The organism is Vibrio sp. 03-59-1, from assembly GCF_013114135.1.
Classification (GTDB): Bacteria; Pseudomonadota; Gammaproteobacteria; order Enterobacterales; family Vibrionaceae; genus Vibrio; species Vibrio cortegadensis.
This window is the reverse complement of record NZ_VTYA01000007.1, coordinates 108,404-124,200: the sequence shown is the minus strand read 5'-3', so window position 1 is coordinate 124,200 and position 15,797 is coordinate 108,404. Positions and strand designations below refer to the sequence as shown.

The window sequence follows — 15,797 nt, the reverse complement described above, 5'->3', positions numbered from 1 at the left end:
TCCAATGTTAGCTAAACTGGATAGGGACAAATACAGGAAAAATGGTTACTTCAATTGAATTCATTAACCCATTCTTTTTGACATTGGATGAGAATCACTGAGTTGCAGTAGATCCCATTGGTTTCCATAAAGATCTTTAAAAACTGCAACGGTGCCGTAATCTTGCTCAACTGGCGGACGAACAAATTCAATGCCATCTTCCACCATTCTTTTATAATCACGCCAAAAATCATCTGTGCTTAGAAAGAGGAAAACTCGCCCGCCAGATTGATTACCAATAAAATCGTGCTGTTCAGGCTTTGACGCTTTTGCTAACAATAATGTAACGCCATTTGAACCAGGAGGAGAAACAACAACCCAACGCTTATCTTGTTCAGGTTGATAGGTATCTTCAATCAGCTCGAACTTGAGTTTGTTCACGTAAAAGTCGATCGCTTCATCGTAATCGTTAACCACCAGAGCAATATGTACAATGGCTTGTTTCATAAGTTTATCCTTGATTTTACGTAATTAACTGTCATGTCTTTTTGAGCTAAGATAAGTGTCAATCACGGTTTGGATACGTGAATAATTCACACTGAGAAGCTTTAAATTATAGCGTTAAACGAACGATGCCTAACCAGCACGGCTACCATTGGGCACTTCACGCTCAGGCATGGCCAAACAAGGGTTAATTTTATCTTCATAACCGATATCAAATAGCATGCCCTGTGATAGCTCTCCCGCCATTTTCCGTTCAGGAAGGTTAACAACGAACAGAGCCTGTTTACCTTCAATCTCTTGAGGGTTTTCTCTTTCCTGTTTAATACCAGAAAGTATAGAACGCGTATGATCGCCGAAATCAACGGTAAGCTTCATTAGTTTGTCTGATTTTTCCACCTCAGATACTTGAGTAATGGTTCCTACTCTAATATCCAATTTCGCGAAATCATCAAATGTAATCAGTTCTTTGATTGGTGCTGGAGTCATATCTATTCCTTTTTATTGAGACGGCTCAAACACATATTTTAACCTTTAGTTATAACTTTTCTATGAACTCACCACAGTTTTGGCATCGATAGCCATGCTTATAGAAGAACAGTGGGAAACCTAACAAAATAAAGACCAAAAAAGCGGGTCTTTTGCCTTTGGTATATGGAACTAAGTCATGGCTGCCACACTGTGTACAAGCGTCCGCACTTCTTTCGACTTCAGATGAGTTATCGACGGCGTCAGAGAAATCGGTATTTAAAATGCTCCTCGCTTCATCAACACTCTTTTCATCCACCAACAATCGAACACCACCAATAGCATTTGAATACAACCACTGCGTATTGACAGTGTGCTCATCGGCTATGTAGCTCTCAATACCTGAAGCTTCGAGGCTGGCTCTTGCGATTTGAGCCTCATGGGGAAATGAAAAACGTGCAACGACTATCATTGCGAACCTCTATTTATGGATACATGACAAGTGAACAACGTGGGATCATTTCTTCAATTTGATATCTTTCAATACTCGCGCAGGGTTCCCACCAATAACGACATTACTTTCAAAGCTTTTTGTCACTACAGCACCTGAAGCAACGACAACATTATCCCCTAATGTGACACCGGGGTTAATCGTCGCATGGCCACCGATCCAGCAGTTATGTCCAATGGTGATTGGCTTTGCAAACTCTTTACCGCTTATTCGCTCTAGCGGATCAATTGGATGGCAAGCCGTATAAATACCAACCTGAGGACCAATCATGCAGTTGTCACCAATGTTAACTTCCGCACAATCAAGGATCACGCAGCCAAAGTTCACATAAAAGTTTTCGCCGACATGGATGTTTTTTCCATAGTCACAATTGAAATGTGGTTCAATATTAATCTCACTACCCGTATTTCCAAATAGCGTTTTGAGCAGTGCCTCTCTTTCTACTTTTTGGTCTTGATTGGTCGCATTATATTCACCAATCACTTTTCTTGCATGAGCGCGCATCTGTGACAGTGTTTCATCACTTGGGTCATACATTTCACCCGCTACCATCTTCTCTAATTCGCTCATTTCACTTCTTATCCGTCAATGTTTAAACTTTACGACAAACCATTAAAGCTAAAACCGTCTTGAATCATATGCCCAGTGCAGCAGAGCTTGCCTCTGTTTACGACGGCAACCATGATCAAAAGGTTCGCAATTTTTCTTAATCGCCCCCATATGTCGTCTAAATGCACGCCACCTTTTAATTTGGCGCTCATCTTCATTCTCTATGCGACGTCCCATGAAGTAGCGACAATACCACTGAAACCAACCTCTTGGATCTTCAGAATAGATCCACCCCTTTCGATTCCACTCAGCTAAAGGTTGAGAGGCACCCACAGAGAAATAGTTCAATGAAATATCTTTAAATTCAGGACTGATTTTGGCATTGGTAAACCAATCCTCGGGGAACTCATCTTGGCAATCTGTCATATACTTGCCACCAAAGACTCCGAGTTCGAGCATCTCTTTGGGGGTGAGTTCCGGAGAGAAATCAAACTGAAAATTTTCACCAATACCTTCAGACAAGAAATAGGAATAGTTCGATTGCATTTTATCGTTAACAAATACTTGCTTCATTTCACTGCTCCCATAAAAATCATCGGTAATACTAGCGTATTTATAAAACCAAAATAACAGTTAAGTGCTAAGGGTGATGGCTAGAGCTTAAACGCTCCCATTCTGGCTTGAAGGTTATGAGCCAAACTACTTATTTCTTGACAAGCTATCGCGGTTTGAGAAGTGCCTTCCGCCATTTCTGACGATGCGGAATTGATGTGCTCCACACTTCGATTTAGCTCTTCAGACACCGAGTTTTGCTCACTGCATGCCGTCGCAATCTGTGTGCTCATCTGCGCAATATTATCCACCGAGTGCTCAATTATATCTATTTGCTCTCCCGCATCGTTGACCTGATTGACACATGTCGCGATTCCAGTTTGGCACTCACGACTGGCCTCTCCCATTTTGATTGTTTTTTCCTGCAAATCTTCAACTATATCGACGATCTGGGTTGTAGACTCTTGCGTGCGCTGCGCCAAAGAACGCACTTCATCAGCCACCACAGCAAAGCCTCGTCCCTGTTCACCCGCTCTTGCCGCTTCAATTGCAGCATTCAGCGCCAATAGATTGGTTTGTTCAGCAATAGCACGAATAACATCAACCACGACATTAATACTGCTTGAACTGTTTTCTAAGTCACTCGCGAGTTCGTCTGTGTTCTGAATGGTTAGCGAGACTTTCTCAATCTCTTGAATAGTCTTGTTGAGAATCTCAGTACCGTGTTTTGCCACTTCTGTTGCAGAGTTTGCTGATGTTGCGCCACTTTCAGTATTTTGAGCGACTTCGTTCACCGCCGCTTGCATTTCTGTCATCGCGGAGGCAACAGAACTTAATTCTAGTTGCTGATTTTGCATCCCGGATGCGGTTTGAGATGAAATAGCACTCACCTCTTCAACGGCCGCAGTCAGTTGGATGGTTGAATCGCTGACCTCCGAAACTAGAGAGTGCAAATTGTTCTGCATTAACACCAATTCTTTGAGTAAAGTACCGAGCTCATCTTTGGTTAGTTCATTCTCATTGATGGTATTGTTCAACTGACCTTTTGCTATCTGAGAAGCAAACCATAGCGCTCGATTCACAGGTTTACAGATCGCTCGAGATAACAACATAGATGAGACAATGATCATCGCAATAATAACCAACGAACCCACACCAGCACTAAATTGAGTCGCCTGCGATTCACTCAGAACGTCTGCTTTTATTCGATTGATAAGCTCATCATTTAAACTCAATGTATCATCTAAGCTGGCAAGCGCTTTTGCATAAGTAGCAAAACTCGATAAAACTACCTCATTGGCTTTTTCAGCATCACCTTGAGCCAACAAGGCGTTGTATTGCTTAGTCTCAAAGATATAACTATTCCATGTATCTTTGAAAACATTGAAAGAGCGTTTCTCTTGTTCACTAAGAGGCAATGCTTGATAGGATATTATCCCTTGCTGAACATCTTTTCTCCACTGTTCAAGTCCTTCTAGCCACTCAGCAATCTTAGGGTGGTTAGCATTTGGTAACAGCGAGAATTCATCTTTACGTACTTTCGTTATATCGACTTGAATCCCTTTAAGGATCGCAACCGATGGCAAACTCTTATCTGTTAACGTTGCTGTATTACGATTAAGTGACGAAAGGCTCGACATCATAACAATCGCAACCGCAGAGAACACTAAAAATACCGCTAAATAGCTTAACCAAATCTTTTTTACGACGCTCAAATTCTTAATATGCATTTATATCTCCATATACATGAAAAAAACACCATGACTAACGGCGTACTTCCTTACCGACACCTTACCTAATATAGCTGATACAACTATCGCCGACGATCACAAAACAGCCAGCAATTAAGTCAACTAACAATAGTATTGCATACAACTGACTACTTTTTACTCAAAAAGTAATTATGCGGCAAACTATAGGATGCCAGACAACAAACAAAGAAGGAGAACGCGTCTCCTTCTTTGTTTTCTTAGTACGAATTACATTCTAGTGGACGAATCCTAACGATGTTGATTCGCTGCTTTTTCTTCAGCTGTATATGACAAAGTTCTAAAGCCAATCCAAATGCCATCGCAAAGTAGATGTAACCTTTATTCACATGAATTGCGAAGCCTTCTGCCATTAACAATCCACCCAGCAAGATTAAGAACAATAGTGCCAAGGTTTTAAAGCCTGGGTATCTTGTCACCATATTGTTGATCTTCTCTGCCGTTAACACCATTACGATCGCCGATGAAATAATAGCGGCAACCATGATGGGAATATCATTAGTTAAACCGACCGCAGTGATCACTGAATCCATCGAAAACACAGCATCGACCGCAACGATTTGAAGTAGAACGACAGCAAGCCCAGTTCTGACACGGGTCGAATGCCCGACGTCGGTATGCATTAGCCACCCCCATAACTCTTTTAAGCTTTTACCTAGTAAGAATACGCCACCAAAAATCATAATTAGATCTCGGCCTGTAAACGACATACTTAAAACACTTAATAATGGTTGGGTGAGAGACATTAACCAAGAAATCGAAAACACGAGTACAATTCGAGCCATTACGGCTAAACCAATACCCAAATTTCGTGCTAACTTGCGCTGCTGCTGGGGTAATCGTTCGCAGAGTATCGAAATAAATACGACATTATCGACACCAAGAATGACTTCAAGTGCGAATAAGGTTGCGAATATTGCCCATGTCTCTGGCTGTAGAAATAGTTCAATCATAGTGATGCCTCCGAGGAGTGGAAGCATTGCGAAATTTTCAGTCGACTAAAGGGGTCGTCCATTAATTTTTGTACCTCTGTTACTTAGGAAGTGCAAGTAAATCACTAAACCTCAGAGTCAGCAATCACCACTTTGTCAGCGCTGTGTCAGGTACTATTAGAGCTCAAATCACTTTTTAAACTCTCTATTTTTAATGTTTTGATATCGGTTATCTATCAGGCTATTTTGATGAAATAAATTGTATCGTATTCGAAGGATTACCTTAGAAAATAATAGTCAAAAATAGCGTAGTATTTTACCTTTAACATCCAAAAGACGAAGAGATGTGAAATAACAATCTAACCTATAACCAATAATTCCGTTTTACACCTTGTTTACACTTTTATTACCCCCATATTTTCCATACAATCCTTATCACTATATTTATTCAAGCTATCTGCTGATTTCGGAGTCCTAATGAGCGACGTAAAGCATTGTAATTTATTAATTCTTGGTTCAGGCCCTGCTGGCTATACGGCAGCGGTTTATGCGGCACGTGCAAACCTGCAACCAGTGATGATCACGGGCATGCAGCAAGGTGGCCAACTAACAACCACAACAGAAGTTGAAAACTGGCCAGGTGATCCTGAAGGACTCACAGGCCCAGCACTAATGGAGCGCATGAAAGAGCACGCTGAGCGTTTCGAAACTGAAATTGTGTTTGATCACATCAACGAAGTCGATCTGAGTTCTCGCCCTTACCGTCTTAAAGGCGATTCAGCAGAATATACCTGTGATGCGCTAATTATTTCGACTGGGGCTTCTGCTAAATATTTAGGTTTAGAATCTGAAGAAGCATTCAAAGGTCGTGGCGTTTCCGCTTGTGCAACTTGTGATGGTTTCTTCTACCGCAACCAAAAAGTCGCGGTTGTCGGTGGTGGTAACACGGCCGTTGAAGAGGCACTTTACCTATCTAATATTGCGTCTGAAGTTCACCTTATTCACCGCCGCGATACTTTCCGCGCTGAAAAAATCCTGATTAAGCGCTTAATGGATAAAGTAGAAAGCGGTAACATCATTCTTCATACCGACCGTGTGCTTGAAGAAGTTCTCGGTGATGATATGGGTGTGACTGGCGTACGCGTGAAAGATACTCAATCTGACGCGACTCAAGATATTGATGTAATGGGCGCGTTTATTGCCATAGGCCACCAGCCAAACACCGCTATTTTCAAAGGCCAATTAGAGATGAAAGATGACTACATCATCGTGAACTCAGGTCTGAATGGAAATGCGACCCAAACCAGTATTGAAGGTGTTTTTGCTGCCGGTGATGTTATGGATCATAACTACCGCCAAGCGATCACTTCAGCCGGAACGGGTTGCATGGCGGCACTAGATGCAGAGCGATTCCTTGACGGATTAAATGATAAATAACTTATTTTTCATTTTTGTCGTAAAACCCTAAAGCCCAGTGGTATATCCACTGGGCTTTTCTTTGTATACTACCTCGCTATAACTTCATAATAATTATCATTAAGCCTTCTAAATGGATAAGAAAAAGCAACGCGACTTGAATAAGTGGCTCAAGCAACAGAGTAAGTTAGCCAAACGCTGGCTTATGATTGCCGTGGGCCTTGGCGTAGTATCAAGCGTGTTTTTATTGGCTCAAGCCGCTCTACTCGCCTCCATACTTCAACAACTGATTATCGACCACACAGATAAATATGAGTTACTGCCTCACTTTGCAGGGTTAGCGCTGATGATTGCGCTGCGTGCTGCTTGTTCTTGGGGACGAGAAATTGCCGGGTTTAAATGTGGAGAAGAGATCCGCGTTTATATCAGGCAGCTCATACTCGATAAACTCAGGGAACTTGGACCAGCCTATATTAAAGGAAAGCCAGCGGGAACGTGGGCAACACTGCTGCTGGAACAAGTTGAAGATATGCAAGATTTCTTCGCCCGTTATTTGCCGCAAATGTCGCTCTCGGTGCTCATCCCGTTCGTGATCTTAATTGTCGTGTTCCCTGTTAACTGGGCTGCAGGATTAATTTTTCTGATTACTGCCCCATTGGTGCCTCTTTTCATGGCATTAGTTGGAATGAAAGCAGCCGATGCAAACCGTAAGAATTTTAAAGCCTTGCAACGTCTGTCTGGTCATTTCTATGACCGATTACAATCGATGACGACGATTCGTCTGTTCAACCGGACTCATGCAGAAACTGAAGTTCTTAAAGGGGCATCTGAAGTATTCCGTACTCGTACAATGGACGTTTTGAAGATTGCATTCTTATCTTCTGCCGTTCTAGAGTTTTTCACTTCTATCTCGATTGCTATTACTGCCGTCTACTTTGGCTTTAGCTACATTGGTGAATTGAATTTCGGCCATTATGGTGCAGGCGTTACCCTATTCGCTGGCTTATTTATCCTGATCCTTGCGCCTGAATTTTACCAACCACTACGCGACCTAGGCACGTTTTATCACGCCAAAGCACAAGCAGTTGGTGCGGCTGAAAGTATTGTTGAGTTCCTAGAAACAGATATTACGAAGATCCAATCAGGTAATACCCTACTCGCTCAACCAAAAAAAATAGATATTGTTGCTCACGATCTAAAAGTAGTGAGCCCGGAAGGCATTCAACTGGTCGGCCCGATATCCTTCACTCTTGCATCTAACCAATCCACCGCGCTGGTCGGCCCAAGTGGTGCGGGTAAAACGAGTTTGATCAATGCGATTCTCGGTTTCATGCCTTATGAAGGTAGCCTGAAAGTGAATGGCGTTGAAATGAAAGAACTCGACCTGACCCATTGGCGCAAACAGATTAGTTGGATTGGACAGAACCCATTGTTACTCCACGGGATAATTCGTGACAACGTAACTCTAGGTAAGCATAATATCTCTGACTCAGACGTTCATGCCGTGATTGAAAATGCCTTCGCTGCCGAATTTGTCAATCAACATGGTTTAGATTACCCAATATCCGATCGTTCAGGTGGGTTATCGGTAGGACAAGCCCAGCGGATCGCCTTAGCAAGAGCAATGCTACAAAATGGATCATTCTGGCTACTAGATGAACCTACTGCGAGTTTAGATGCTCGTAGTGAGCAGTTAGTGATGCAGGGTATAGAGAAATACACGGAATCGACCACATCTCTCATGGTTACTCACCAATTAGAACCTTTGCGCAGCGTTAATCAAATTCTAGTGATGCAAAAAGGTCAAGTTGTTCAATCTGGCAGCTATCAAGAACTACAACAACAAGACGGACTGTTTGCCGAGATGCTAAGTGCAAACCTCGCTCAACATAATGATAAGGGGAATTTAGATGCGTGATTTACTCCCATATCTAAAGCTGTATAAAAAGCATTGGTTTGGTCTCTCGCTAGGTATGTTGCTTGGATTTGCAACTCTGTTCGCCTCTATTGGCCTGCTGACCCTTTCTGGTTGGTATATCTCCGCCTCGGCTATTGCAGGGTTAACCATCGCCAGAGAAACATTTAACTATATGCTGCCCGGCGGTGGCGTTCGTGGTTTTGCCATGGGTCGAACTGCTGGACGTTGGGGTGAGCGTGTCGTTAGTCATAACGCGACCTTCAAACTACTGACTGATCTGCGCATTTTCTTTTTCCAAAAACTCGCACCATTAATTCCAGGCCGAGTTTCCAACCTACGAGACGCTGACCTTCTAAACCGATTGGTTGCAGATGTTGATGCGATGGATCATGTTTATCTGCGCTTAATCAGCCCTGTTACTATTGGTGTTGTGGGCATCGCTTGTTTGACAGCATTTTTGTGCTGGTTTGATATGACTCTTGGTCTTACTTTAGGTGCAATCTTAGCTATTGCTCTTATCTTATGGCCGATATTGTTCTATAAACTAGGCAAACAGAATGGGGCGGAACTGACACAAAATAAAGCTGACTTACGTATTACCGCCTTAGATTGGTTACAAGGCTACAGTGAGTTGACTCTATTTGGAGCCGAAGAGCGCTACAGACAGGCGATCACTTTGGCTCAAACGAAGTTGATTAAAAATCAGTTTGTAAATGCGAATTTAAGTGGCCTTGCGACCGCTTTATTAATGCTAGTTAATGGTTGGGCTCTGGTTCTTATGCTTTGGCTTGCAGCGGATGGTGTCGGTGGTAATCAACCCGATCCTCTTATCGCACTGATGGCATTTGCGACTATGGCAAGTTTCGAGCTGTTAATGCCAATCGCAGGTGCATTTCAGCATTTAGGTCAAACTCTCACTTCTGCTCGTCGTTTAAATGACGTTATTCTTGCAAAGCCAGATGTTCAATTTTCAGAACAAGAAATTAAGCACTCAGGACACTACGGTATTCATTTCAATCATGTCACTTTTGCGTACCCAGACAGCGACAAAAATGTCCTAAACAGTGTCGAGCTCTCCATACCTGCAGGTCACAAGGTCGCGATTGTAGGACAAACAGGTTCTGGTAAATCGACTCTGCTTCAACTGCTTACCCGTTACTGGGACCCGCAGCAAGGTGCAATCAGTATTGCTGACCAAGCGCTGACTCAATGGAGTGAAGGTCAACTGCGAGAAGCAATAAGCGTTGTAAGCCAGCGAGTTGACATACTCAACGGCAGCTTGAGAGACAACCTCATCATGGCATCACCGGATGCAACAGATGAGCAATTAGCAACTGTACTTAACAGCGTGGGGCTAGAATCACTTAATGAAGGTCTAGGTTTAGAGGCTTGGTTAGGTGACGGTGGTAGACAACTTTCTGGTGGTGAAAAACGCCGTATTGGTATTGCACGAGCACTGTTACATGATGCGCCGATCATTCTTTTGGATGAGCCAACAGAAGGGCTAGATAAACAAACTGAGAAAAATATTATGCAGCTGTTTAAGCAGCATTTTGCCAACAAAACCGTACTGTTTATTACCCACCGCCTAGTCGAACTCGATAGCATGGATTCGATATGTTTAATTGAGCATGGTCAGATCGTGGAACACGGACATCACCAGTCATTAATTGAGCAAAAAGGTCGTTATTACCAACTTTGCCAGACGCTATAGGCTTGGATTTATAAATAAATCGGTTCCATAAAAAGCTTGGTTACAAACAAAGAAACCCACTAAGAAGTTAACTTTTTAGTGGGTTTCTTGTATAAGCAGAGCTGTTATTTCGAAAGCGACATACAAAACAACTGACGAAGACAGCTTTTCCCTAATCACTTAATCACTTAATCACTTAATCACTTAATCACTTAATCACTTAATCACTTAATCAGCATATTCACTTTCAAACGATGCCATGAAATCAACTAAGGCTTTAACGCCTTCAAGCGGCATTGCGTTATAAATCGAAGCTCGCATACCACCAACCGCTCGGTGACCTTTCAGAGCTTGTAGCCCTGAAGCTTCTGCTAACTCAAGAAACTTGCTATCAAGTTCAGGTTTAAGCAGTTGGAAGGGCACATTCATCAATGAACGATTGTCTGCATGAACATCATTCTTATAGAACGGTGATTGATCAATATAAGCATAAAGAAGTGCCGCTTTCTCACGGTTTACTTGTTCAATCGCTTTCACACCGCCCTGCTCTTTCAGCCATTTGAAAACCAGACCTGATAAATACCAAGCAAAGGTCGGCGGCGTGTTGTACATGGAATCTTTTTCAGCCAACACTTTGTAGTTCAAAATACTTGGCAGAGCTTGAGCAGCAAGATCTAACAGATCATCACGAACAATCACAATACACAGACCAGCAGGGCCGATATTTTTCTGCGCGCCTGCGTAAATAACACCATATTTTGAAACATCGATTTCGCGCGATAAAATCGTCGATGACATATCAGCCACGATCGGTTTATCAGTGACAGGCAAATCATTAATTTCAATGCCATCGATGGTTTCGTTTGGGCAGAAATGCACATAAGCCGCATCAGTTGCGACTGGCCATTCACTTGCAGGTAGAACGGCTACTTTGCCCTCTTTCTCTGTTTTGGCAACAAAGACATCTGGCTCACAATACTTGTTCGCTTCTGCTATCGCACTTTCAGCCCAATAGCCTGCATCGACATAAGTCGCCGTTTTCGATTGCCCTAGTAGATTCATTGGAACCGCAGCAAATTGTGCTCGAGCACCACCTTGGCAAAACAAAACTTTGTAATTGTCTGGAACATTCAACAAGTCACGCAGATCTTGTTCTGCCTCTTCAGCAACTTTAATAAAGGGCTTGCTGCGGTGGCTTATTTCCATCACAGACGTACCTAAGCCGCCCCAATTGATGAATTCTGCTTGCGCTTTCTGCATCACTGCTTTAGGTAACGCCGCTGGGCCTGCACTAAAGTTAAAAATATTGTCCGTAATCGGCTCCATGATTTTATTGCTCCTGCTCATTCTTGTTTTGTAGTGGTTAGTTAACAAATACCATGTTTTGCTTCACTTAAAAAGCAAGAAAAGAGGTCTTCAGACCTCTTTTCTTCACTAACTGCATGATTTATCAGTTTACTTCGCTGCTTGGCCCATTAATGCAGGCATTAGCAGAGCGAAAACTGGCACTTGCTGGCCATTTTCGAAAACTAAATTACCATCATTCAATTCCGCTTTAATTTCATACCCAGTATCCGTTTGAGTGATCATTTCCATCACGATCAATTCATCAATACCCTCTTGTATAAATGGATACTCAGTCACGAGTTCATTCGAAAAATACGTATTTAGATTACCAGTTAAAGCAGGAACTAAAGCGCCAGGATTTTGTGATACATTTTCAGTACCTTCAGGTACCGTCATTAACCACTGAGACTGAAATTCACCTTCTCCAAGCTTCAGTGACACTTTATTCATCGAAATATCAAAGCCTTTAGCAAAAAGCGTATCAACAGCAGGGAGCAACGCTTGAACGTCTTCTTCAGTCAACTCGGGGTTAGTCTGAATTAGCTCAAAAATTTTCTCAAATGAATGAATGTCCAATTTCGCCAATTCGAAATCAACACTTAAATCATTCACCACACCATCAACTGTCATCATTTTCGAGATATCTAAAAGCACTTTGCTGCTGAGGCGTTGCGTTTTATCATCAATAGATGACTCAAACTGATACGTCGAGTCATCCATGCTGAACATTGGCTGAGCGTTGTTAGCATTCACAACAAAAGTATCAATATTATACTGCTGAGTCCCTAACCAATATCCTTGAGCTTGCTTACCATCTCCGTCGCCTGATATGCCAGAGAGTGCCACTTGCTCGCCATTAGCAAAGTTCAGCTGTATAGAGGGGATATCCAACTTATATGTCAACTGCCCCAGAACACTCGCACTTCCTGTAATTTCTGACTTTGCAACAGCGATAGAAACGGCACCTTCACCAGCGGTTTGGTGATTCCATGATTCTAAATCCAATGAAAATTCTGTATTACCATTAAGCTGTGTAGTGGTGGAAAGTGTAAGAGGCAGTTCTTCAAGTCCATCGATTGTTGATACTGCATTTAAGCTCACCAATCCATGTTCAACTTCACTCTTAACTAAAAATTCAGACGGTAACCCATCAGCTTCCAATTGCTCAATAAGCACAGGGTCGGTTACTTGGTAACGAGTTAATACACGTGAAGAGAAGTAACTTCTATCATACTCAACCACTTCCGCTTGAATCGACGCTGAATTGAGGTGCTTGACCCCATCAGTGATAACATTTTTACCAATTTGACCAACCGCTAAAGGCCAACATAACGCTAACGAAATTGCACCGCCAACTGCGGCTATTTTTCTTAATTCTTTCATGGATTGTCTTCTAACCTTCTGAGTTTATGAATCCAGTCTATCCTATGTTTTCAAATGAGAAAACATTGAGTTACGTCACTGTATTGTTTTATTGCTGTTTTCAGAGACTATTTTTAATACTTAGCTCTCAATCAATAATTTCGTTTATTGCTACATTGCCAGTATATATTTGTAAAATTATTGCTGTGTTAATTATGTGGGGTATAGAGTGAACCGTTATGCTGTTTTATGTTTAGACAATAACCCTATCAGCATCGAACAGATTCGTTCGGAGCTGGCCTCATTTGCTCATCGCTTCGATATCCACACCGCAGATACCATCGAAGAAGCAGAGCAGACCCTCACCTACCTTAAAGAACAACAGCAATCGGTCGCACTGGTCATTGCAAGCCACCATACTCAGTTCAATGGCGTTGATTTTCTCATTCAACTGGATAGATCAACTCATACACAGCAAGCTCGTAAGGTTCTAGTCAGTTGCAGTAGTGACATTCAAGCGATTCTATCTGCGGTCAATGAAGGACGATTGGATCACTGCCTCACTAAACCACTACAAGATAAGGTGCTTTACAAAACCGCCCAAAAAGAGCTAACAACGTTTATTTTGTCACACGAAAAAGAGGATTTACTTCACTATAGCCAAGTCTTAGACCAGCAGAAGATATTAAGGGCTCACATTGAAAACAAAATGCAATCTTATCGTGCGGGGTTCATTCATGATTTTCATAATTTATCCGATAGTGAGTTAGCCGAACAGGTTATTGGTGCATTAGGTCTATTTTTCGAACAACAAGATGAACACCATGCATGCCGAACTTATTCTCCCGATCACCTGCTGACAAAAGAAGGTGAAGAGAACCGATTCCTGTGGTTTATCACTGAAGGCGAAGTGGCACTATATAAGAAAGATGACTTAGGCGTGCAGCGCGAGGTAGTTCGACACTCAAAAGGCAACCTTGTCGGTGGTATGTCTTTTGTTACTGGCGAAAACTCATTTTCTACAGCTATTACGCTGACAAAAACTCAAGTGATTAAACTCGAACGTGATGTATTCGCTCAAGTGATGCACTCCGACAGTAGTTTGTTACCATTATTTACTAATCTACTACTTAGGCATTTCAACCGTAGGCTTCAACGCAGCATCAACACCAAATTAGAGTTGCAAAAAACACTGGAATCGTTGGAGTCCGCTCATCAACAATTAATAGAACGTGAAAAAATGGCCATGCTTGGTCAGCTTGTTGCTGGGGTTGCCCACGAATTAAATAACCCTGTCGCAGCGATTTTGCGAGGAGCGGAGACGTTAGCGAAGAATATTGATGAGTTAGTTAAATTAGAATCAAGCCAAGATATACACATCAAAGGCGCCGAAGTGCTCAATCAAGCGATGCTGTCACACCCCATGTCCACTTCCCAAGTCAGAGAACAAGCTAAGCAGATACAGGAACGAGTGGGCGATCGTCTTATTGCCAAAAAATTAGTCCAGCTGAAATTAGATCAAGACGAAGACTTCGTGCAATCTTTGAGCAACAAAAATGCCCAGAGTATTAGTTCCCTTAACCAACTAGAAAAGTACCACCTTACGGGTTCAACGTTACGCTCTGTTCATGTCTGTGCTCAACGTATTGCGGATATGGTCAAGAGTTTGAAGGGCTACGCACGACCTGATGATGAAACCAACCATACCGTTGATATCCATGAAGGTATAGAAGACACTTTAGTGATATTCGAAAACCGCCTCAAAATGCATACCCTTATAAAAGAGTATCAAGATATCGCTCCGGTTTTTTGCCAACCCATCGCTTTACAGCAGGTATGGACGAATTTAATCTCGAATGCGATCGATGCATTCCCCGAGAATGGCATACTTGAGATATCAACTGAGCAGTGCGTCAGAAATGGGAACCACTACGTTACTGTCAACTTTAAAGATAACGGCAGTGGGATCCCTGAAGAGCAGAAGAGAAAAATTTTTGAATTAAACTACACGACAAAAAAAGAAGGAAACTTTGGGCTCGGTATTGGTTTATCCGTCTGCCAACAAATTCTCACGGCGCACAAAGGGTGGATCGAAGTCGATTCCGTTCCTAATCAGTACACTCATATGAAAGTTTGGTTACCAGTCGATCAACGGCTCATCGCCAGTAATAATCCATCGAAATCAGAGCAAGGAGTAAGCCATGAATAAATATCTTATTTTATGTGTCGATGATGAAAGAGAAGTTCTAGACAGTGTGTTACAAGATCTTGCTCCATTCGAAGATAGCTTTGTTGTGGAAGGTGCTGAATCTGTTTCTGAAGCTCGTAATGTTATCCAAGAAATGTCCGATGAAGGTATTAAGCTTGCCCTTATTTTGTGTGACCACATCATGCCAGAGCAGACAGGCATCAGCTTCTTGATCGAGCTGAACCAAAATAAGCAGACCAAAAATGCACGTAAAATTTTACTCACTGGGCAAGCTGGTCTCGAAGATACGATTGAAGCGGTTAACCACTCATGCTTAGACTTCTATATCGCCAAACCATGGTACGGAGATAAACTTCGAGAAACATTAACCGAACAGTTAACTGATTACATGATCAAGCATGATGATAATTTAATGTCTTGGGCATCGGCTTTAAACACTGAAAAGATATTTAATGCCATTGCTGAAAATCGCATTAACTTTGGAGAATAGTGACATTATCAGGGTAAGTGGCACTTTATTTGCTAGTTTTTTGAGTAAACGACAAAACAATGACATTTTTTATGATGACCTTTTCTTTTTATGCATTAAAA

14 protein-coding genes are annotated in these 15,797 nt (G+C 42.2%); 5 read left to right on the top strand and 9 right to left on the bottom strand.

The window, feature by feature from the left end; all coding sequences use genetic code 11:
* Nucleotides 1-63: 63 nt before the first annotated feature.
* The 7 genes from F0249_RS09095 to F0249_RS09065 all read right to left on the bottom strand — a co-directional run bounded on the left by F0249_RS09095 (nucleotide 64) and on the right by F0249_RS09065 (nucleotide 5,282).
* The gene (locus F0249_RS09095; protein WP_017051414.1) at nucleotides 64-486 is read right to left on the bottom strand and encodes a VOC family protein; all 423 of its coding nucleotides are present in this window, start codon (nucleotides 484-486) and stop codon (nucleotides 64-66) included.
* Between the two features lie 129 nt (nucleotides 487-615).
* The gene (locus F0249_RS09090) at nucleotides 616-969 is read right to left on the bottom strand and encodes a tRNA-binding protein (protein ID WP_017051413.1); all 354 of its coding nucleotides are present in this window, start codon (nucleotides 967-969) and stop codon (nucleotides 616-618) included.
* A gap of 49 nt (nucleotides 970-1,018) precedes the next feature.
* Entirely contained in the window at nucleotides 1,019-1,420 is a 402-nt protein-coding gene (locus tag F0249_RS09085) for a DUF2007 domain-containing protein (RefSeq protein ID WP_113797294.1), read from the bottom strand.
* A gap of 45 nt (nucleotides 1,421-1,465) precedes the next feature.
* On the bottom strand, nucleotides 1,466-2,029 hold the full coding sequence (locus tag F0249_RS09080) for a sugar O-acetyltransferase (protein WP_171756457.1): 564 nt from the start codon (nucleotides 2,027-2,029) through the stop codon (nucleotides 1,466-1,468).
* 48 nt (nucleotides 2,030-2,077) lie between these two features.
* On the bottom strand, nucleotides 2,078-2,581 hold the full coding sequence (locus F0249_RS09075) for a hypothetical protein (protein ID WP_171756456.1): 504 nt from the start codon (nucleotides 2,579-2,581) through the stop codon (nucleotides 2,078-2,080).
* 80 nt (nucleotides 2,582-2,661) lie between these two features.
* A complete protein-coding gene (locus tag F0249_RS09070) occupies nucleotides 2,662-4,290 on the bottom strand; it encodes a methyl-accepting chemotaxis protein (RefSeq protein WP_017051409.1) in 1,629 nt (542 codons plus the stop codon).
* 239 nt (nucleotides 4,291-4,529) lie between these two features.
* Complete coding sequence (locus tag F0249_RS09065; RefSeq protein WP_171756455.1) at nucleotides 4,530-5,282, bottom strand: TerC family protein; 753 nt, start codon at nucleotides 5,280-5,282, stop codon at nucleotides 4,530-4,532.
* A 456-nt stretch (nucleotides 5,283-5,738) separates the two neighbouring features.
* On the opposite strand from F0249_RS09065, the gene trxB reads away from it, so the two are divergent.
* The 3 genes from trxB to cydC all read left to right on the top strand — a co-directional run bounded on the left by trxB (nucleotide 5,739) and on the right by cydC (nucleotide 10,309).
* Entirely contained in the window at nucleotides 5,739-6,698 is a 960-nt protein-coding gene (trxB, locus tag F0249_RS09060) for a thioredoxin-disulfide reductase (protein WP_171756454.1), read from the top strand.
* Between the two features lie 112 nt (nucleotides 6,699-6,810).
* A complete protein-coding gene (cydD, locus tag F0249_RS09055) occupies nucleotides 6,811-8,595 on the top strand; it encodes a cysteine/glutathione ABC transporter permease/ATP-binding protein CydD (protein WP_171756453.1) in 1,785 nt (594 codons plus the stop codon).
* Complete coding sequence (gene cydC / locus F0249_RS09050) at nucleotides 8,588-10,309, top strand: cysteine/glutathione ABC transporter ATP-binding protein/permease CydC (protein WP_171756452.1); 1,722 nt, start codon at nucleotides 8,588-8,590, stop codon at nucleotides 10,307-10,309. Before cydD ends, cydC begins: the two co-directional genes overlap by 8 nt.
* A gap of 207 nt (nucleotides 10,310-10,516) precedes the next feature.
* Here the strand turns inward: cydC and serC are convergent, their stop codons facing one another.
* Together serC and F0249_RS09040 are read right to left on the bottom strand one after the other, a co-directional pair.
* Complete coding sequence (serC, locus tag F0249_RS09045; RefSeq protein WP_017054526.1) at nucleotides 10,517-11,614, bottom strand: 3-phosphoserine/phosphohydroxythreonine transaminase; 1,098 nt, start codon at nucleotides 11,612-11,614, stop codon at nucleotides 10,517-10,519.
* A gap of 129 nt (nucleotides 11,615-11,743) precedes the next feature.
* Nucleotides 11,744-13,018: a DUF945 family protein gene (locus tag F0249_RS09040; protein WP_171756451.1), complete on the bottom strand. Its 1,275-nt coding sequence runs from the start codon at nucleotides 13,016-13,018 to the stop codon at nucleotides 11,744-11,746.
* 208 nt (nucleotides 13,019-13,226) lie between these two features.
* On the opposite strand from F0249_RS09040, the gene F0249_RS09035 reads away from it, so the two are divergent.
* Together F0249_RS09035 and F0249_RS09030 are read left to right on the top strand one after the other, a co-directional pair.
* Nucleotides 13,227-15,206, top strand: coding sequence for an ATP-binding protein (locus F0249_RS09035; RefSeq protein ID WP_171756450.1), 1,980 nt, complete (start codon nucleotides 13,227-13,229; stop codon nucleotides 15,204-15,206).
* On the top strand, nucleotides 15,199-15,696 hold the full coding sequence (locus F0249_RS09030) for a response regulator (protein WP_017054529.1): 498 nt from the start codon (nucleotides 15,199-15,201) through the stop codon (nucleotides 15,694-15,696). The genes F0249_RS09035 and F0249_RS09030 overlap by 8 nt, the downstream gene beginning before the upstream one ends.
* The last annotated feature ends 101 nt before the right edge of the window (nucleotides 15,697-15,797 follow it).

Coding starts and splice junctions, on each gene's coding strand:
- F0249_RS09075 (WP_171756456.1), bottom strand. CDS start 2,581: ATGAAGCAAGTATTTGTTAACGATAAAATGCAATCGAACTATTCCTAT.
- F0249_RS09090 (WP_017051413.1), bottom strand. CDS start 969: ATGACTCCAGCACCAATCAAAGAACTGATTACATTTGATGATTTCGCG.
- F0249_RS09095 (WP_017051414.1), bottom strand. CDS start 486: ATGAAACAAGCCATTGTACATATTGCTCTGGTGGTTAACGATTACGAT.
- F0249_RS09030 (WP_017054529.1), top strand. CDS start 15,199: ATGAATAAATATCTTATTTTATGTGTCGATGATGAAAGAGAAGTTCTA.
- trxB (WP_171756454.1), top strand. CDS start 5,739: ATGAGCGACGTAAAGCATTGTAATTTATTAATTCTTGGTTCAGGCCCT.
- cydC (WP_171756452.1), top strand. CDS start 8,588: ATGCGTGATTTACTCCCATATCTAAAGCTGTATAAAAAGCATTGGTTT.
- serC (WP_017054526.1), bottom strand. CDS start 11,614: ATGGAGCCGATTACGGACAATATTTTTAACTTTAGTGCAGGCCCAGCG.
- F0249_RS09070 (WP_017051409.1), bottom strand. CDS start 4,290: ATGCATATTAAGAATTTGAGCGTCGTAAAAAAGATTTGGTTAAGCTAT.
- F0249_RS09065 (WP_171756455.1), bottom strand. CDS start 5,282: ATGATTGAACTATTTCTACAGCCAGAGACATGGGCAATATTCGCAACC.
- F0249_RS09040 (WP_171756451.1), bottom strand. CDS start 13,018: ATGAAAGAATTAAGAAAAATAGCCGCAGTTGGCGGTGCAATTTCGTTA.
- F0249_RS09080 (WP_171756457.1), bottom strand. CDS start 2,029: ATGAGCGAATTAGAGAAGATGGTAGCGGGTGAAATGTATGACCCAAGT.
- F0249_RS09085 (WP_113797294.1), bottom strand. CDS start 1,420: ATGATAGTCGTTGCACGTTTTTCATTTCCCCATGAGGCTCAAATCGCA.
- cydD (WP_171756453.1), top strand. CDS start 6,811: ATGGATAAGAAAAAGCAACGCGACTTGAATAAGTGGCTCAAGCAACAG.